Below are 16065 nucleotides of genomic sequence, written 5' to 3' on the forward strand. Positions count from 1 at the left end.
GCACACCGCGCGGGAACCGCCGGGTGGCGGCGGGGGCGGCGACTAGACTCGCCGGCATGGCTCTCGTACCCGGCATCCAGTCCCCCACCCGCAAGGTCCCGGCGCACATCGCGCGCCCCGAGTACGTCGGGAAGCCCGCGCCGACGCCGTACACCGGGCCCGAGGTGCAGACCGCCGAGACGATCGAGAAGATGCGGATCGCGGGCGGGATCGCCGCCCGGGCGATGGAGGAGGCGGCGAAGCTGATCGCCCCCGGCGTCACCACCGACGCGCTGGACGTGGTCGCCCACGAGTACATGTGCGACCACGGCGCCTACCCGTCCGACCTCGGGTACCGCGGCTTCCCCAAGTCCGTCTGCACCTCCGTCAACGAGGTGATCTGCCACGGCATCCCGGACTCGACCGTGCTGCAGGACGGCGACATCGTCAACATCGACGCCACCGCCTACATCCACGGCGTGCACGGCGACCTCAACGCCACCTACCTGGTCGGCGACGTGGACGAGGAGTCCCGGCTGCTGGTCGAGCGCACCCGGGAGTCGCTGAACCGGGCGATCAAGGCGGTCAAGCCGGGCCGTCAGATCAACGTGATCGGACGGGTCATCGAGTCCTACGCCAAGCGCTTCGACTACGGCGTGGTGCGGGACTTCACCGGACACGGCATCAACACGTCGTTCCACTCCGGCCTGATCGTCCCGCACTACGACAGCGAGCGGGCCACCGAGGTCATCAAGCCCGGCATGACGTTCACCATCGAGCCGATGCTCACCCTGGGCACCTACGACTACGAGATCTGGCCGGACGGCTGGACGGTCGTCACCAAGGACCGCAAGCGCACCGCCCAGTTCGAGCACACCCTGGTGGTCACGGCGGACGGCGCGGAGATCCTCACCCTGCCGTGACCCGCCTTCGGCACCGGCGAGCCCCGAGCCGAAGGGGCGCGCCGGTGCCGGGCGAGTAGCAGCCCTAGCCGATCAGCCACTGCTCCTCGGCGACGGCGCCCACCTCGGTGCAGGCGTCGGTGAGCACGTCCAGGACGCGCAGCGGGTCCGGCAGCGGCAGTTCGGGCCCGCGCAGCCACCGCACCTCGGAGCCGTCCGGCAGCGCGGCGGGCGGGAGCAGGGTGTACGAGCCGCGGCAGTGCCAGCGCAGGCCGGGGTGCTCGGACACGGTGTCCGGGGTGGAGTCGAGGGCGCTGTCCCACCACTCGTCCTCGTCCTGGGGGGTGCCGCGGGTGGCGGTGAAGAAGAGGTAGCGGTCCTCGCCGAGGGCGGCGACCGGGCCCTCGACGCCCAGCGCGGTCAGCCGCTCCAGGGCGAGCCGGCCGGCCTCGGCGGGGACGTCCAGGACGTCGTGCACCCGGCCGGTGGCGGTGACGAAGTTGGCCTGGGGGTCGCGGGAGAGCCAGCGGGAGAGCTGCTCCGGGTCGGTGGTGGCCTGGGTCTGCCAGGCGAAGGAGACCGGGTGCCGGGCCGGGGCCGGACAGGCCACCCGGTCGCAGGAACACCGGTAGCCGGCCGGGTGGGCCGCGGGTGCGAGGGGGAATCCGGCGCGCACCGCGCCGAGCAGCTGTTCCAGTCTGGCGGCCGGGTCCGCGCCTCCCGGGCGGGCCCGCTCACGGTCACGCTTCTGCCACCAGGTCGTCCACCTGCTGCCGGCTTCCATCGTGCCCCTTCCGCGCAACTGCCGTGCCTGGTGCGACACAGCGTTCGACGTACCACTCGGACGCAACACGCGGCGCCCCCCGCTGCTTCCCGGGGCGGTGCTCGGCCCTGCTGTCCGCGCCCCGCCGACCGCGGCCGGGGTCACCGGACGGCCGACGCCCGGGTCTCGGTACGCCTGTCGCGGCAGCACGCTGTCCGCGCCGGTGACGGCCGGAGGGCACACTGACTCGCGCCTCGCCCGGCCCGTACGGGGCCCGCTGACCCGGGGTGGACCCCGGGGGCGTACAGGAAAGGATAGGGGTGCGCGGGGCCTCCGGATGACCGGGGGCGGTGCCTCTCCGGTCACACCCCGGCCACGCGGGCCACACTCCGGGCACCCGACCGTCACCGCGCCTCCGCTCCCGGGTGCTCCCGGCGTGGCCGCCTCGTGGAGGTGAGACCCTGGAGGGGTGAAGAGCGCGGACACCGAATTCGTCGGCGGCCCCCTGGACGGGACGGTCCTGCCGATCCCGCTGGGGCCGATGCTGGGCGTGCCCAAGAAGTACAAGGTCCCGGTCCCCGCGCAGGGCGACTCCCCCGCGCGCACACTGGTGTACGTCCGGAGCAAGCAGGTGCGGGGACTCAGCTGGTTCTGGCGCTACGAGTACGACGAGGCGGCCTCCACCGGCGCCGGGCCCACCGGGCCCACGGAGGCGACCGGACCCACCGAGCCGGCCGGACCCACCGAGCCGACCGGGTCCACCGGTCCCGCGGACTGACGGGCCGCCCGTTCCCCCTTCGCCCTCCCCGGGAGGTCGGCATGGCCAGGACGGTTCGGCACCCCGTACGGCACGGCAGGAGCCGCACACGGGCGGCGGCCCACCACAACCGGCAGGTCGCCTGGGTGACGGGTGCCCTGCTGCTGGTGGTCTGCCTCTACAGCGTCACGATCGGGCCCGACGGCTGGCTCTGGTTCGGCTGGGCGGTGCTGCTGCTCGCCTGTGTGGGCCTGTTCCTGGTCCGCCCCTGAGCAGCGGCACCGCCCACGTCACCGGCCCGCGCCGGGAGCGGCCCCCCGCACCGGTCAGTCATCCTCGGCGAGGACGAGGTACAGCTTCTTGCGGGCCTCGGTCAGCACCGCCAGGCCCTTGGCGCGCTGCGCCTCGGTGCCGGTGCGCATGACCTGCTGGACCGCCTGCTCGACCGCGACGAGCGCCTGGCCGACCTCCTGGACGGCCTCCCAGTCGACCTCCCGGCCGGCCTCGGCCCACGGCTCCGCCGGGCCGGCCTCGGCCTCGGCGCGGCCCCGCTCGGTGAGCGAGACCAGCCGCTTGCCGCCGACCTCCTCCGCCGTGATCAGGCCCTCCTCCTCCAGCAGCTGGAGGTTCGGGTAGATCGAGCCGGGGCTGGGCCGCCAGGCCCCGCTGGTCCGTTCGGCGATCTCGGCGATCATCTCGTAGCCGTGCATCGGCCGCTCTTTGAGCAGCGCCAGCAGCGAGGCCCGGACGTCGCCGCGCCGGGCCCGGCCACCGCGCCGCCCGTGCGGACCGCCGCGCCGGCCACCGTGGCCGCCGAAGCCGTGCCCGAACGGGCCGCCCATCGGCCGGCCGGGGCCGCCGCCGAACGGCGGGCCGAAGCCGCCGAAGGCCGCCCGCCCCTCGAAGCCGCCGGGGCCTTCCCCGGGCATCCCCCGGAACTCCGGACCCGGACCGCGACGGCGTCCGCCACCGCGCGGGTCCTCCGTGCGAAATCGCATTCCTGAGCGCATGGCGCCCACCTCCTCGTTGGTTCATCGGTTCCACCGAGACAGTCGAGTCACTGTCTCGATAGTTCGACGATATATCGGTGACTGTCGCTCGTCAACGGATACCGACACGGGAGCGACAGACCGCACGGGCCCGGGCGGAACGGATACGGTGACGGGCATGGCCGGTGAACGAGACCTTGCGACCCTGCTGCGCGGGATGCGCCCGCAGCTCAACCCGGGGCGGTACGTCTACTGCACCCTCCCCGCGAAGGTGCCCGCCGGAATGCGGCCGGTGGTGACCGTCGCCGAACCCGAAGGGGTGACGGTGGTGGTCACCCAGGAGGAGGCCGACGCGCTCGGGCTGCGCTACGAATACGTGGCCGCCTGGATCACCCTGCAGATCCACTCCGCGCTGGAGGCCGTCGGGCTCACCGCGGCCGTCGCCGGACGCCTCGCCGAGCAGGGCATCAGCTGCAACGTGGTGGCCGGCTTCCACCACGACCACCTGTTCGTCGCCGCCGACGACGCCGACCGCGCCGTCCGGGCACTGGAACAGCTCTCCGCCGACTCCGGCTGACCGCTCCCACCGGCCCGGCCCGCCGGACGGGCCCGCCGGGTGGCCGCCGCCGGGCCCGCCTTCGAGACTGGAGGGAGCCGCCCCGCCAGGGCCGGCCCCCACCGGAAGGAGACGGCCGCCATGGCCATCTGCGTCACCTGCGGCAACGACTACTGGCTCGCCTTCGAGATCAGGACGGTCACCGGCGACACCTACACCTTCGACAGCTTCGAGTGCGCGATGGAGAAGCTCGCCCCCCGCTGCGAGCAGTGCGACGTGCGCATCGTCGGCCACGGCGTCGAGGTGGCCGGCATGTTCTTCTGCTGCGCCAACTGCGCCCGCGTCAACGGCGGCCTCGGCGAACAGATCCGCGACGCCGTCGGCGCCCGCCCGGCCTGACCGCAGCCCCGCGACACGCGAAAGGCCCGGCGCCATACGAAAGGCCCTCCGACCAGTTGCGGGTCGGAGGGCCTTCGGCTGTTCAGGGGCGGAAGAGTCGGCCTGTACGCCGGGAACAGTCTCTTCACCGGCAGCCACCTGCGGAAACGCTCTTCCCGGCGGTCCGATCGCCACTAAATCGCCACACCCCCCGCGACCGCCACTCAGCGGGCCTTTTCCGCGGCTCCTCGTCCGTCGTGAGGCTCTCGTCAGACGGTGGTGGTGCAGACGAATCCGAGGTCGGCCAGGCCCTCGCTCCGGCACAGTCGGTCGGATGCGCCCCCGGCAGCTGTCTGCAAGAGCTGGTAGTCGGCGCCGTCTTCCTTGCCCCAGTGCATCGCCGCGCGCCACAGGAGCCGCCCGAGGCCGAGGCTGCGGTATTCCGGCAGAACACCGAAGTACTGCGGGAGGAGTCGTCGCCTGCCGATGGGGTCGGCCATGGTCTCCATGGGGCCGATTGCGCCTGCTACGCGCTCGTCCCGGACGGCGACCAGCACGGGGCCGATGCTGTCGATCCGGGAGTGCAGGAACACGAAGCCCTCGCCGGCCAGCTTCTCGGCGAACTCGGGGAAGGTGGTCCGGATGGCTTCGGGCTGTTGGCCGAGGGCCTCGATCCCGTCGACGGCTGGTGCGTCCTGGTCGAAGGTACGGAGCTGTACGCGGGTAGAGGCGGCCACTGGGTCGGCGGCGTCCTGGAACCACACCACGCGGGCTTTGGATGCGTCGCGCCCGGCGGCGAGCTTGGCGGCCAGTTCCTCGGCCTCCTGCCGGTGCTCGCGGGCGCCGTAGAGATGGACGCGCAGGATGCCGCGACCGGTGATGGTGGGGATCAGCGTGCGGGCCTGGTTCTGAACGACGGCGTCCAGCAGGACATGCTCGTCCTTGTAGTCAGACCACCGCCGGTCCTTGTCGTACGGCAGGAATTCTCCAGTGCCAGCGACGGCGAACACCTCGGCCAGAAGCTCAGCGGAAATAGCTTCGGGGTGGAGTGGCCCGAGCGTCGGAAAATACGGGACGCACATCACGGGGCGCAGCAAGTCCCAGCGCGGATCCATACCCGCACCCTACTCGCCCGCCCCGCACGGCTCAGGCCCCGACGCGGAGAGCGCCGGGGCCTGAGCGTTACTGATCAGGTGCGATCAGCGGGTGGTTCAGTGGGGGTTGTCGTCGCCCGCGTTGCACGAGCACTTCACGCTGTCCATGACCTCGTCCAGGTCGCCGACGGCGATGATCTCGGTGACGGGCGGGGTCGGGGCCGCGATCGGCCGCGTGAGGTAGGGCAGGCGCTGGGCCGGGCCGCCGTCCGGGAACGGACGCCTCGGGGAGAGTTCGACAGCTACAGCGGTCATGTCACCCTGCTTTCTTGATCCCGTGCTGGCAGTAACTTGCGAGTGGTGCCTTCGCCTCCTGGTAGTGCTTGGCCAGCGGCCGGCACACGGTGCACGCGCCGGAGAGCTGGCAGCCGGAGCATCCACCGGTGCGAAGCATGAGGCGGTCGGCGATGGCGCCGAGCCGGGCGAGGCCGTTGATCCCCTCGGTGGGGAGGCTGATTTGGTCGTCACGGCCGATCTTGCAGATGGACACCAGCCCGTGTGGGTCGGTGTGGAAGAAGGTGTGTCCGGCGTTGCAGCCGCCGAACGGCTTGCGCATCCGCAGGTGCTCCTTGGACTGCGCGGTCAGCGACTCCGCCCCGCCGTAGATCGTCGGAGTCATGTTGGTGAAGACGTTGTACTCCAGCCCCCAGCCTTCACACAGGTCGATCATCGCCTGTTCCTCGGTGGCGTTGTCCTCAGTGACGATGATGCTCATCCGCAGCGGCAGCTTGGCCCGGCGGCCGGCATTCATGCCCTGGATGAACAGGTCCCAGGCGCCCTGCCGCTGGGTCAGCTCGTCGTAGCTGGCCTTGGTCGCCCCGTACATCGACACCGTGACCCGGTAGGGCGGGCACTCGCGGAACATCTCCAGCAGGTTCTCCCGCCACAGCAACGAGGCGTTGGTGGAGACGGTGATCATCATGCCCAGCTCGAACGCGCGGCGATACGAGGGCATGAAGTCCCGGTCCACGGTGGGCTCGCCCCCGGTGATCTGGAGCCAGAGGACGCCGGCCTCGGCCATGATGCCCAGGCAGGTGAGCTTGTCCGCGAGCGGCATGCCCGAGTTGACCTTGAGCCCGAGATAGCAGTGCTTGCACGTGTAGTTGCAGCCGAGGTTGATCTCCCAGCTGGCTCGCGAGTAGCCCCACGCGGAGGGCTGCCGGACCAGCAGGACGTCACCCGCAGGACGCCCGGTCACGTCCAGGTCGGCCCACTGGGCGCGCACGGCGTCCGCGAGCCACGAGGGAGCTGCCTGAGCGGGGTTGTGGGCGCGCAGATCCTCGTAGTTGGCCTGCGGGAGCCGGAGACCACCCCGGCCACCGGGGCGCACCAACAGGTATTCGTCCAGGAACGGACTGGCGATCAGGCTGTGCACGTGTTTCCCTCCTTCGCTGAGCGGTATTCGGTGGCTGTGACGCCCTGAGGTCCTGCCTGCGGCAGGGTGTCTGGTGGGCAGCCGATCTCGACCCAGACCCATTTGCCGAACGGGGCCTCGTCGACGCCCCAGCGGTTGGCGATACGATCGACGAGGCCCATGCCGCGCCCGGACGTCTCGGTGACCCCGGTCTTGATGACCACGGGCACGGCGCGTGACGAATCGCGGACCGCCAGTCGGAGCCGGTCACCGTCCAGGCCGAGTGCCACACACAGCCAGGTACAACCGGTATGCCGGGCTGCGTTGCCGACCAGTTCCGAGACGATCAGCCGAGCATCTTCCAGCAGATCAAGACGGCCCCAATCGGTCAGCTTCTCCTGGACCAGGTGTCGGGCGCTCCTCGCCGACTCGGGGGCGCAGGGCATGTGCTGCATGCAGCCGCGGCGCTGCATGGTGGGCACGTCAAGTGCGGTTGTCACCGCAGCCCCCGGTACCGCCGGAGCCACCGGCCGCGTTGGAGCCGCCATAGGCGGATCTCCGGTAGGAGCGCCCGGCTCTCGGCCGGGACATAGAGCGCGGTGCCCCTACCTGCCTCGTCGGTGTCGGCATGGATCAGGCCGCGCTCGGTGAGCAGCAGCGTCGTCGTCATGGTCGTCAGAGCGGCCTCCGGTAGTCAGGGGCCGCCCGGCGCTCTTCCACGGAGCCGAGGGGGATCGGTGATTCCTCGCGCCGGGCGACTGTTAGTCATTGAACGGCGCGGGCATGCCGTAGGAGAGGGGCCACGAAGGGGTGCATTTTCCACCAGGGGACCGCCAAGGGGGCCAGAATTGAGGCCCTGTCAGCTATGAGCTAGGAGGCCGCAGGTGAGCGGTGTCAGCCTGGACGGGATCGGCCGACTGCTGCGGGAGATCCGCGAGGCGCATCCGAGGAAGACGCGCGCCGAGCAGGCCGCGTTAGTCGCCGCCGCAAGTGGCGAGTGGTGCGACTGGGAGACCATCAAGCGGTGGGAAACCGAGAAGCGAATTCCGCAGAAACCCTCGTACCAGGGGATCGCCGACGCCTACGGTCTGACCGTGGGCCAGGTGGCCGAGGCCGCCGCCGCCTCCCGGCGGTACCGGAGTGAGCGCAGCACGAAGGGCAACATCGTGGACAGGCGGAAGTTCATCGGAGCAGGGATAGGAGCAGCCACCGGCCTCGTCGCGCTGCCCGGCATCGCACAGGCCCACGAGGGGATCACCGCAGCGCTCAGGCCATCCGGAGAGGGTGATCTCGCCTACCTGGAGTCGGCGTTCGAGCGGCACCGGGGCGGCTACCGTGGCCGGGCACCGCAGGCGGTGCTGGCCGAGATGATGGGTGATCTCGATCTGCTGGGAGAGGTGCTGAACCGACCTCACCCGGCGCGTACCCGTGCGGACCTCGCCCGGACGGCGGCAGGCATCGCGGGCTTGGTGGCCATCGTCCAGCACGACCGCGGTGACCAGCGCGACGCCTACCGCTGGTTCGCCACCGCCGAGCAGGCCGCACGGGAGTCCGGTGATCAGCGGATGATCGCGTGGGTGCTGGCCCGGCACGCCATGGTCCCGCTCAACTACGGCGCTCCCGGGGCGGCCGCTCGGATCGCCGAGCAGGCCCGGCGGGAGGCGGGGAGCAGCCCGACGGCGGCCGGAGCGCTCGCTGCGGCCGTCACAGCGCGTGCTCTGGCAGCCTCCGGCGACCTCGAAGGGGCCCGGCGGGCGGTGGACGACACGCGGAATCTGGCGGAGCGCCTGGACGGCGCCGAGGCGGCCGACACCTGGTTCGGCTACCCCGAGCAGAAGCACCACGTGCACCTGTCGCAGGCGTACACACTGCTGGGCGACACGGGCAGCGCTTTCCAGGCACAGGAGGACGCCCTGGCGCTCACGGACTCTCCGTCGGTAATGGCGCGCGCCCTCCTGGCAGTGGACACCGCCGCATGCCTCCGCGTCGACGGCGACCCGACCGGTGCGGCCGAGATGGCGTCCGGGGTGTGGGAGCGGTTGCCGACCGCCTACCGTGAGGGCCTGATCCGATCCCGCACCGAGACGCTGCATCGCCAGCTCACCGGTCGGCCGTACGCGCTGCTCGGGGAGGCGCTGGCCAGCTAGCTGCAACGAGGTTACCGGGGGCTCCTGGAAGGCTGCTTCGACCGTTCTCACCGCCACACGATCGCCACAGCACACCCAGAAACAGGCCGCAGCAGGCACGAAGAGTCAGCAAGCGGTGACAGATCTTTGAGGCATGAAAAGGCCCCCTGGCCTGCGAAGTTGCAGATCAAGGGGCCTTCCCTCAGCTAGGCGACGGAAGAGTCGGCCTGTACGCCGGGTTCTGTCACCCGGGTTGCTCGCGCGGCCCGGGGAGACGGCCATCCATCTAGGGCTGCCGTTGCCGACAGCCTCGTGCGGTCTACCCGCGAGCTCGGGCGAGCAGCCCTCGAACACTCGCGCACGGCGCCCGAGGGCGCCGATCTTGACCTTGCTCCAGGTGGGGTTTACCTAGCCGGCCGGGTCACCCCGGTCGCTGGTGGTCTCTTACACCACCGTTTCACCCTTACCCACACGCCGAAGCGGTGGGCGGTCTGTTTTCTGTGGCACTGTCCCGCGGGTCACCCCGGGTGGGCGTTACCCACCACCCTGCTCTGTGGAGCCCGGACGTTCCTCGGCGGGTCAGGGACCCGTCGCGACCGCCCGGCCGGCTCTTCCGCCGTAGTGGTCATGGTAGCCGCTCGGGCGGAGCCTCCCGAACACCGGGCCGGGCCGCCGGCGGCTCGCCGCCGAGGCGGGCGGCCACCGCCGCGGCGGTCCGGTCGGCCCAGGCGCCGGTGGTGACCAGGCCGAGGACCAGGACGGCGCAGCCGAGGCCGACCAGGATCCACCAGCCGGCGTGGCTGGCCGGGGCGAAGCCGGTGGCCATCGGGCCCACCACGGCCGAGGTGACGACGGTGCCGATCACCGCGACGCCCAGCGACTGGCCGACCTGGCGGCTGGTCGAGGCGACGGCGGCGGCCACGCCCGCCTGGGAGCGCGGCATGCCGGAGACGGCCGCGTTGGTGATCGGCGCGTTGACCAGGCCGAAGCCGAAGCCGAACAACGCGTACGCGGCCAGCAGCAGCGCGGCCGGGGAGTCCGCACTGAGCCTGGTGAGCAGCAGGCCGCTCGCCGCCAGGCCCAGCCCGGCCACCACCAGCGGCAGGCGCGGGCCCCGGCTGCCGACGATCCGTCCGGACAGCGGCGCGCAGACCAGCATCATCGCGGCCATCGGCAGCGTCCACAGGCCCGCCTCGACCGGGCTGTAGTGCCGGACGTCCTGGAGGTAGAGGGTGTTGAGGAAGAGGAAGCCGCCCAGCGCCGAGAACGCGCAGACCGCGGTGACGGTGGCCCCGGTGAACGGCGCGCTGGCGAAGAAGCGCGGGTCCACCAGCGGCTCGGCGACCCGCCGCTCCCAGAGCGGGAAGGCGATCAGCGCGGCGACCGCGGCCGTGGCCAGGGCCAGGATCACCGGGGAGGTCCAGCCGTGGCCCGGGCCCTCGATGATCGCGGCGGTGCCGCAGCCGAGCAGGACGATCATCAGCAGCTGTCCGACCGGGTCGAGCCGGCGGGGCCGCGGCGCGCGCGACTCGGGCACGTAACGGAAGGTCAGCAGTATGGCGAGCAGCGCCACCGGGACGTTGATCAGGAAGATCGACGGCCAGCCTGCGCCGTCCACCAGGAAGCCGCCGAGCAGCGGGCCGAGCGCCATCGAGATGCCGACCACGCCGCCCCAGACGCCGATCGCCCGGGCCCGTTCCCTCGGGTCGGTGAAGGTGTTGGTGATGATCGACATCGCCACCGGGTTGAGCATCGAGCCGCCCACCGCCTGCACCGCCCGGAAGGCCACCAGCCACTCCAGGCTCGGTGCCAGGCTGCACAGCAGGGACCCCAGGGCGAAGCAGGCCAGCCCGATCCGGAACACCCGCCGGCGGCCGAAGCGGTCGGCCACCGAGCCGAACAGCATCAGCAGCGAGGCCAGCACCAGGGTGTAGGCGTCGATGATCCACTGCAGGCCGGAGGCCGGGGCGTCCAGGTCCTTCTGGATCACCGGCAGCGCGATGTTCACCACGGTGTTGTCCAGGCCGACGATGAACAGGCTCAGGCAGCAGATCGCGAGGACCAGCAGTCGGCGGCGGCGTCCGGTGTCCGGCGCGGCGGGTGACGGGGCAGCGGGTCCGGCGGCGGGTGCGACGGGGGGCTGGGCATCGGGCACGGACCGATCCTCCCACCCCGGGCCGGGGGTGGGGGCTCAGACCGCCGCGAAACGGACCGTACGGGTGGCCGGATCGGCCCGGGTGAGGCGGACGTCGATCACCCGGCCGAGCGGGAGCGGGGGTCCGCCCCCGGTGCCGTCGGCGGCGTCGCAGCGGGCCCGGACGGCGGGCTCGCGCAGCTGGACGACGCCCGAGCCGGGGCGCTTGCCGTCCACCTCGATCACCACCGCGGCGAAGTCCTCGCCCTCCCGCCCCACCAGCAGCTCGGCCTCCACCAGGTCCACGCAGGCCCGTTCCACCTCGGCCGCCCGCCGGTCCCCGCTCGCCATCAGCGCGGGCACGGCCGGCAGCGCCTCGCGCGCCCAGTCCGGCACGTCCTCCCCCGCCGCGACCGCCGCGCACACCTCCTGGGCGAAGCGGTCGCCGAGCCGGCGCAGCGGCGCGGTGCAGTGCGCGTACGGGGCTGCCAGCGCGGCGTGCCCGGGTTCGGCGGGGGCGGGCAGGCCGCGGGACTCGTCGAAGGCGTGGTAGCCGGCGCCGCGCAGCAGCCCGGTGCAGGCGTTGAGGAAGGCGGCGTTCAGCGGCGTGTCCGGGTCCAGCGAGCGGATCAGCTCCGGGTACGGGAGGGCCTGCGGCCAGTCGACGTCCAGGGCGGCCGCGATCCGGCGCAGCCGCTCGTACGCGGCGGCGGGCGCGGCGGGCAGGGTGCGCAGCAGGCCGACGCCCGCGTCCAGCATCAGTTCGGCCGCGGCCATGCCGGTGAGCAGCGAGATCTGGGCGTTCCAGCCGTCGGCCGGGCCGGGGGCGCGGTAGCCGAGGACGTAGCCGTGCAGGGTCTCCTCGACCTCCTGCTCGGGCACCGGCAGGCTGATCCCGCCCCGGGCGCGCTCCTGCTCCTCGCGCAGCCGGCCGACGGTGGCGAGCAGGGCGAGCTGTTCGTCGGCACCGCCGAGGTCGACGGCCCGCTGGACGGCGGCGTAGTCCAGTCGGCGGTGCGACCGGACCAGGGCCCGGCGCAGGTCCGCCAGCACGACGGCGCCGTCGGAGTCCAGGTCCAGCTGCCAGAGCAGGGCGGGGCGGGGTTCGCCGGGCAGCAGGCTGGCGGCGTCCTCGGAGATCCGGGCGGGGTGCAGCGGGACGCGGTGGTCCGGGAAGTAGAGGGTCTCGACCCGGCGGCGGGCCTCGGTGTCGACGGCTCCGCCGGGGCGGACGAAGGCGGCGACGTCGGCGATCGCGTAGTGCACCCGGTAGCCGCCGCCGGGGCGGTGGGTGAGGTGCATGGCCTGGTCGAGGTCGCGGGAGCCGGGCGGGTCGACGGTGAACAGCGGCAGGTCGGTGGCGTCGTGCTCCGGCAACCGGGGGCGCCCGGCCGCCTCCTCCGCCTCCGCGAGCACGGCCTCGGGCCACTCGGTGTGGATCTCCAGGCGGGTGCGGAGCTCGGTGAGCTCGGTGTTGATCCGGGCGGAGTCGACGGCCTTGACGCGCAGTTTTCGGCGAGGCATGCAGGTCAGCGTAGGGCGGACCGGGGGGTTCCGGGCGGAGGCCACCGGCGCGTCCGCCGGGGCCCACGCCGGCCGGGAGCCCGCGCCCGTCGGGGGCCGCGCCCGTCGGGGCTCAGCGGCCCAGGAGGGACCTGAGGTCCTTGGCGGCCAGGGCGATCGCGTCGTCGTAGCCGCCGGTGGCGAGCCGCAGCACGAAGGCCACGGCGTCGTCCGGGTGCGGGTCGGTGTAGGGCTCCGCGTTGTAGTCCAGGAACAGCAGCATCGCCTCGAAGGCGGTGCGCTTGTTCCGGTCGACCAGCGGGTGGTTGCGGGCCAGGCTCTGGCCGAGGGCGGCCGCCTTGGTCCACAGGTCGGGGTAGGCGTCGTCGCCGAACAGGGTGGCCTGCGGGCGGGCGATCGCGGAGAGCAGGCCGCCGAGGTCGCGGACGTTCTGCGGGCCCCCGGCGAGGTAGGTGACGTCGTCGAGGTCCAGGTACTCCGTGGTCACAGGTCCTTCAACCTCTCCAGCGTCTCGGCGTTCCCGGCGCGGATCCGGGCCACCATCACGGCCCGGCGCGCGGCCTTGTCCTGCGGGGCCATGTCCTGCGGGGTCCGGTCCGCCAGCGCCTGCGGGACCTCGGACTGGCGGACCTCGAAGGCCAGTTCGGCGGTGTCCGGCCCGGCGGCCGACTCCGTCACGCGGACCCGACCGGCCAGCACGGCCTCGGCCGCCACCCGCACCGCGAACTCCAGCGCCTGCCTGGTCTCCGCGGGCAGGCCGGCGGGCAGGCGCACGGGCAGGGACTCCTCCTCGGCGTCGCCGTCGCCGGGCACCAGGTCCAGGGGTCGCATGGTCATCTCGTTCACTCTCCTTCGCTGGTCACCGTAGTCGGGAACGCCGGGTCGGCCCACCGAATTGCCGGCCGGACCGGGCCCGGAGGCCGGAGGGGTGTGAGGGCTCGTACGGTGGGGTCGGGCGTTGCTTCACGGAGGGGGTGCGGGCGATGGACGCGGTCAGGACGGCCGGGGGCGTGGTGTCGGCAGGGCTGGCGCTGACGGGGGCGCTGCACGCGGTGTGGGCGGTGACGCCCTGGCCGCTGCGGACGCCGGAGGAGTTCGTGGACGCCGTGGTGGGCGCGGGCGAGGGGCCGCCGTCCCCGTCGGCCTGTCTGGCGGTGGCGGGGCTGCTGGGGACGGCCTCGTACCTGGTGGCGGCGGAGGCCGGGCTGCTGCCGGCGCTGGGTCCGTCCGGGGTGCGGCGGGCCGGGGTGCGGACGGCGGCCGGGGTGCTGCTGGCCCGCGGGCTCGCCGGGCCGGTGGTGTTCGGGCGGCCGAGCGAGCGCTCGGCGCGGTTCCGGCGGCTGAACCTGCGCTACTACTCGCCCCTGTGCGTGGGGTTGGGAGCCGGAGCCGCCGCAGTAGGGTGGCGGGGTCCGTCCGCCACAGATTGTTGAGGAGTCCGCTGTGCTGGTGCTGTTGCCGCCCTCGGAGGGCAAGGCCGCGTCCGGGGACGGCGTGCCGCTCGCGCTGGACGGGCTGTCGCTGCCGGGGCTGACGGCGGCGCGCGGCGCGGTGCTGGACGCGCTGGTGGGCCTGTGTCGGGGCGACGAGGACGTCGCCGCCGAGGTGCTCGGCCTCAGCCCCGGGCTGCGCGGCGAGATCGCCAAGAACGCCGGACTGCCCACCGCCGGGGCCCGCCCGGCGGCCGAGGTGTACACCGGGGTGCTGTTCGACAACCTGGGGCTGGCCACCCTGGACGCCGCCGCGTACGACCGTGCCGAGCGGGCGCTGCTGGTGTTCTCCGGCCTCTGGGGTGCGGTGCGGATCTCCGACCGGATCCCGTCCTACCGCTGCTCGATGGGCGTGAAGCTCCCGGAGCTGGGGGCGCTCGGCGCGTACTGGCGGAGCGTGACCGCCGGGGTGCTCCCGGAGGTGGCGGACGGGCTGGTGCTGGACCTGCGCAGCTCCGCGTACGCGGCGGCCTGGAAGCCCGCCGGCGAGGTGGCCTCCCGTACGGCGACCGTCCGGGTGCTCCAGGAGCGGGACGGCAAGCGCAGCGTGGTCAGCCACTTCAACAAGGCGACCAAGGGGCGGCTGGTGCGGGACCTGCTGGTCGCCGGGGCCGAGCCGAAGACGCCGGCCGAGCTGATGGACGCGCTGCTGGCGCTGGGCCACCGGGTCGAGCTGGCGGCCGAGGGCACCGCGCGCAAGCCGTGGCAGCTGGATGTGGTGGTCACCGAGGTGCACTGACCCCGGGGCGTCCCCGGGTGCTCCGGCCCCCCGGGCGGGGCTGCCGGTGCACCCCGGTGGGGTCAGCGCAGGTGGGAGCTGTCGTTGAGCAGCCGCAGCGAGGCGTTGCCGTCCGCGTAGTACTGGACGGCGCAGATCGAGGCGGCGGACAGCTCCATCCGGTACATCGAGTCCGGCGGGGCACCGAGCGCCAGCCGGACCAGGGTCTTGATCGGGCTGACGTGCGAGACCACCAGCACCGTCTTCCCCGCGTACCGGGCGAGGATCTTGTCGCGGGCGACGCCGGCCCGGTGGGTGAGGGTGGTGAAGCTCTCGGCGCTGCCGGTCGGCTTGGCCTTGGCGGAGCCCAGCCAGGCCGACAGGTCGTCCGGGTACCGCTCCTGCACCTCGGCGAAGGTCAGGCCCTCCCAGTCGCCGAAGTCGACCTCGCGCAGGCCCTCCTCGTACCGGACCTCCAGGCCGAGCCGGGCGGCGACGATCTCGGCGGTCTGCCGGGTACGGCGCATCGGGGAGGCGACCACCGCCTGGACGCTGCCGCGCGCGGCCAGCGCCTCGGCGGCCCGCTCGGCCTGCCAGCGGCCCTTGTCGGACAGCTCCGGGTCGGTGCCGCCGCTGCCGGAGAAGCGCTTCTCCGGGGTGAGCGGGGTCTCGCCGTGGCGCAGCAGGACGAAGGTGGTCGGGGTGCCGAGGTCGGCCGGGGCGGCCCAACCGGCCTTGGGGGCGGGGGGCTTCGGCAGCGGCTCCTCGGCCGGGGCCGTGGCCGGGGCCCCGGCCGGGGCCGTGGGCTTCGGCTCCCACTGGCGCCCGTCGCGGCCGGCGTCCATCGCCTCGTTGGCCAGCTTGTCGGCGTCCTTGTTCTTCTCGCGCGGGATCCAGGTGTAGCTGACCCGGCCGCGCGGGAAGACCGTGCGCGCCTCGGCGGCGAGCGGCTGCATGTCGGGGTGCTTGATCTTCCAGCGCCCGGACATCTGCTCGACGACCAGCTTGGAGTCCATCCGGACGTCCACCGAGGCGTCCGGGTCGAGCGCGCGGGCCGCCCGGAGCCCGGCGATCAGGCCCTTGTACTCGGCCACGTTGTTGGTGGCGTGGCCGATGAACTCGGCGGCCTCGGCGACGAGCTGCCCGGTGTCGGCGTCCCGGACCACCGCGCCGTAGCCGGCCGGCCCCGGGTTGCCCCGGGACCCGCCGTCCGCTTCGACGATGAAGCGCGCCGCCATCGG

General features: G+C 73.1%; 20 protein-coding genes and 1 other RNA gene. 8 read left to right on the forward strand and 13 right to left on the reverse strand.

The features are described from left to right. Nucleotides 1-56: 56 nt before the first annotated feature. Nucleotides 57-902, forward strand: coding sequence for a type I methionyl aminopeptidase (map, locus tag ACZ58X_RS20330; protein ID WP_350504627.1), 846 nt, complete (start codon nucleotides 57-59; stop codon nucleotides 900-902). 64 nt (nucleotides 903-966) lie between these two features. On the opposite strand, the gene ACZ58X_RS20335 is transcribed toward map, so the two are convergent. Continuing rightward, nucleotides 967-1665 carry a bifunctional DNA primase/polymerase gene (locus tag ACZ58X_RS20335; protein ID WP_470335011.1) on the reverse strand — a complete coding sequence of 233 codons (699 nt, stop codon included), beginning with the start codon at nucleotides 1663-1665 and terminating at the stop codon, nucleotides 967-969. A gap of 448 nt (nucleotides 1666-2113) precedes the next feature. On the opposite strand from ACZ58X_RS20335, the gene ACZ58X_RS20340 reads away from it, so the two are divergent. Then, nucleotides 2114-2422, forward strand: a complete 309-nt coding sequence (locus ACZ58X_RS20340; protein ID WP_470335012.1) for a hypothetical protein — start codon at nucleotides 2114-2116, stop codon at nucleotides 2420-2422. A gap of 41 nt (nucleotides 2423-2463) precedes the next feature. Beyond that, a complete protein-coding gene (locus tag ACZ58X_RS20345) occupies nucleotides 2464-2673 on the forward strand; it encodes a hypothetical protein (protein ID WP_470335013.1) in 210 nt (69 codons plus the stop codon). A 54-nt stretch (nucleotides 2674-2727) separates the two neighbouring features. On the opposite strand, the gene ACZ58X_RS20350 is transcribed toward ACZ58X_RS20345, so the two are convergent. Then, nucleotides 2728-3399 (reverse strand): PadR family transcriptional regulator, encoded by a 672-nt coding sequence (locus ACZ58X_RS20350; protein WP_470335014.1) that lies wholly within the window; start codon nucleotides 3397-3399, stop codon nucleotides 2728-2730. A gap of 169 nt (nucleotides 3400-3568) precedes the next feature. On the opposite strand from ACZ58X_RS20350, the gene ACZ58X_RS20355 reads away from it, so the two are divergent. Further along, complete coding sequence (locus ACZ58X_RS20355) at nucleotides 3569-3967, forward strand: ACT domain-containing protein (RefSeq protein ID WP_375887996.1); 399 nt, start codon at nucleotides 3569-3571, stop codon at nucleotides 3965-3967. Between the two features lie 120 nt (nucleotides 3968-4087). After that, nucleotides 4088-4345: a Prokaryotic metallothionein gene (locus tag ACZ58X_RS20360; RefSeq protein ID WP_470335015.1), complete on the forward strand. Its 258-nt coding sequence runs from the start codon at nucleotides 4088-4090 to the stop codon at nucleotides 4343-4345. A gap of 248 nt (nucleotides 4346-4593) precedes the next feature. Here ACZ58X_RS20360 and ACZ58X_RS20365 read toward each other — a convergent pair whose 3' ends face one another. The 5 genes from ACZ58X_RS20365 to ACZ58X_RS20385 form a co-directional block, all read right to left on the reverse strand. Then, nucleotides 4594-5439 (reverse strand): GNAT family N-acetyltransferase, encoded by an 846-nt coding sequence (locus tag ACZ58X_RS20365; protein ID WP_470335016.1) that lies wholly within the window; start codon nucleotides 5437-5439, stop codon nucleotides 4594-4596. 96 nt (nucleotides 5440-5535) lie between these two features. Then, entirely contained in the window at nucleotides 5536-5733 is a 198-nt protein-coding gene (locus ACZ58X_RS20370; RefSeq protein WP_470335017.1) for a hypothetical protein, read from the reverse strand. Nucleotide 5734: 1 nt separating this feature from the next. Continuing rightward, nucleotides 5735-6853 (reverse strand): radical SAM protein, encoded by a 1119-nt coding sequence (locus ACZ58X_RS20375; RefSeq protein WP_470335018.1) that lies wholly within the window; start codon nucleotides 6851-6853, stop codon nucleotides 5735-5737. Beyond that, the gene (locus tag ACZ58X_RS20380; RefSeq protein ID WP_470335141.1) at nucleotides 6841-7305 is read right to left on the reverse strand and encodes an ATP-binding protein; all 465 of its coding nucleotides are present in this window, start codon (nucleotides 7303-7305) and stop codon (nucleotides 6841-6843) included. The genes ACZ58X_RS20375 and ACZ58X_RS20380 overlap by 13 nt, the downstream gene beginning before the upstream one ends. A gap of 23 nt (nucleotides 7306-7328) precedes the next feature. After that, nucleotides 7329-7502 (reverse strand): hypothetical protein, encoded by a 174-nt coding sequence (locus ACZ58X_RS20385; RefSeq protein ID WP_396248047.1) that lies wholly within the window; start codon nucleotides 7500-7502, stop codon nucleotides 7329-7331. A gap of 214 nt (nucleotides 7503-7716) precedes the next feature. Here ACZ58X_RS20385 and ACZ58X_RS20390 point away from each other — a divergent pair, with 214 nt between their 5' ends. Next, nucleotides 7717-8979 (forward strand): transcriptional regulator, encoded by a 1263-nt coding sequence (locus ACZ58X_RS20390; protein ID WP_470335019.1) that lies wholly within the window; start codon nucleotides 7717-7719, stop codon nucleotides 8977-8979. Between the two features lie 193 nt (nucleotides 8980-9172). On the opposite strand, the gene rnpB is transcribed toward ACZ58X_RS20390, so the two are convergent. The 5 genes from rnpB to ACZ58X_RS20415 all read right to left on the reverse strand — a co-directional run bounded on the left by rnpB (nucleotide 9173) and on the right by ACZ58X_RS20415 (nucleotide 13453). Then, nucleotides 9173-9570: RNase P RNA component class A (gene rnpB / locus ACZ58X_RS20395), an RNA gene on the reverse strand. Nucleotides 9571-9583: 13 nt separating this feature from the next. Next, nucleotides 9584-11026, reverse strand: coding sequence for an MFS transporter (locus ACZ58X_RS20400; protein WP_470335142.1), 1443 nt, complete (start codon nucleotides 11024-11026; stop codon nucleotides 9584-9586). 123 nt (nucleotides 11027-11149) lie between these two features. Next, the gene (locus ACZ58X_RS20405) at nucleotides 11150-12616 is read right to left on the reverse strand and encodes an RNB domain-containing ribonuclease (RefSeq protein WP_470335020.1); all 1467 of its coding nucleotides are present in this window, start codon (nucleotides 12614-12616) and stop codon (nucleotides 11150-11152) included. A gap of 112 nt (nucleotides 12617-12728) precedes the next feature. Beyond that, nucleotides 12729-13103, reverse strand: coding sequence for a type II toxin-antitoxin system death-on-curing family toxin (locus tag ACZ58X_RS20410; protein ID WP_375887989.1), 375 nt, complete (start codon nucleotides 13101-13103; stop codon nucleotides 12729-12731). Beyond that, nucleotides 13100-13453: a hypothetical protein gene (locus ACZ58X_RS20415; RefSeq protein ID WP_470335021.1), complete on the reverse strand. Its 354-nt coding sequence runs from the start codon at nucleotides 13451-13453 to the stop codon at nucleotides 13100-13102. The genes ACZ58X_RS20410 and ACZ58X_RS20415 overlap by 4 nt, the downstream gene beginning before the upstream one ends. A 146-nt stretch (nucleotides 13454-13599) precedes the next feature. On the opposite strand from ACZ58X_RS20415, the gene ACZ58X_RS20420 reads away from it, so the two are divergent. Beyond that, nucleotides 13600-14049: a DUF3995 domain-containing protein gene (locus tag ACZ58X_RS20420; protein WP_470335022.1), complete on the forward strand. Its 450-nt coding sequence runs from the start codon at nucleotides 13600-13602 to the stop codon at nucleotides 14047-14049. A gap of 10 nt (nucleotides 14050-14059) precedes the next feature. After that, nucleotides 14060-14845, forward strand: coding sequence for a peroxide stress protein YaaA (yaaA, locus tag ACZ58X_RS20425; RefSeq protein WP_470335023.1), 786 nt, complete (start codon nucleotides 14060-14062; stop codon nucleotides 14843-14845). Between the two features lie 62 nt (nucleotides 14846-14907). Here yaaA and ACZ58X_RS20430 read toward each other — a convergent pair whose 3' ends face one another. Further along, nucleotides 14908-16062 (reverse strand): bifunctional RNase H/acid phosphatase, encoded by a 1155-nt coding sequence (locus ACZ58X_RS20430; RefSeq protein WP_470335024.1) that lies wholly within the window; start codon nucleotides 16060-16062, stop codon nucleotides 14908-14910. Nucleotides 16063-16065 lie beyond the last annotated feature (3 nt).

This window comes from Kitasatospora sp. NPDC040550, from assembly GCF_055594965.1.

Excerpts from the sequence above, each read along its gene's own strand:
- ACZ58X_RS20360 (WP_470335015.1), top strand. The coding sequence starts at position 4,088 with ATGGCCATCTGCGTCACCTGCGGCAACGACTACTGGCTCGCCTTCGAG.
- ACZ58X_RS20405 (WP_470335020.1), bottom strand. The coding sequence starts at position 12,616 with ATGCCTCGCCGAAAACTGCGCGTCAAGGCCGTCGACTCCGCCCGGATC.
- ACZ58X_RS20420 (WP_470335022.1), top strand. The coding sequence starts at position 13,600 with ATGGACGCGGTCAGGACGGCCGGGGGCGTGGTGTCGGCAGGGCTGGCG.
- ACZ58X_RS20430 (WP_470335024.1), bottom strand. The coding sequence starts at position 16,062 with ATGGCGGCGCGCTTCATCGTCGAAGCGGACGGCGGGTCCCGGGGCAAC.
- ACZ58X_RS20370 (WP_470335017.1), bottom strand. The coding sequence starts at position 5,733 with ATGACCGCTGTAGCTGTCGAACTCTCCCCGAGGCGTCCGTTCCCGGAC.
- ACZ58X_RS20335 (WP_470335011.1), bottom strand. The coding sequence starts at position 1,665 with ATGGAAGCCGGCAGCAGGTGGACGACCTGGTGGCAGAAGCGTGACCGT.
- ACZ58X_RS20365 (WP_470335016.1), bottom strand. The coding sequence starts at position 5,439 with ATGGATCCGCGCTGGGACTTGCTGCGCCCCGTGATGTGCGTCCCGTAT.
- ACZ58X_RS20345 (WP_470335013.1), top strand. The coding sequence starts at position 2,464 with ATGGCCAGGACGGTTCGGCACCCCGTACGGCACGGCAGGAGCCGCACA.
- ACZ58X_RS20415 (WP_470335021.1), bottom strand. The coding sequence starts at position 13,453 with ATGACCATGCGACCCCTGGACCTGGTGCCCGGCGACGGCGACGCCGAG.
- ACZ58X_RS20350 (WP_470335014.1), bottom strand. The coding sequence starts at position 3,399 with ATGCGATTTCGCACGGAGGACCCGCGCGGTGGCGGACGCCGTCGCGGT.
- map (WP_350504627.1), top strand. The coding sequence starts at position 57 with ATGGCTCTCGTACCCGGCATCCAGTCCCCCACCCGCAAGGTCCCGGCG.
- ACZ58X_RS20385 (WP_396248047.1), bottom strand. The coding sequence starts at position 7,502 with ATGACGACGACGCTGCTGCTCACCGAGCGCGGCCTGATCCATGCCGAC.
- ACZ58X_RS20355 (WP_375887996.1), top strand. The coding sequence starts at position 3,569 with ATGGCCGGTGAACGAGACCTTGCGACCCTGCTGCGCGGGATGCGCCCG.
- ACZ58X_RS20380 (WP_470335141.1), bottom strand. The coding sequence starts at position 7,305 with ATGCAGCGCCGCGGCTGCATGCAGCACATGCCCTGCGCCCCCGAGTCG.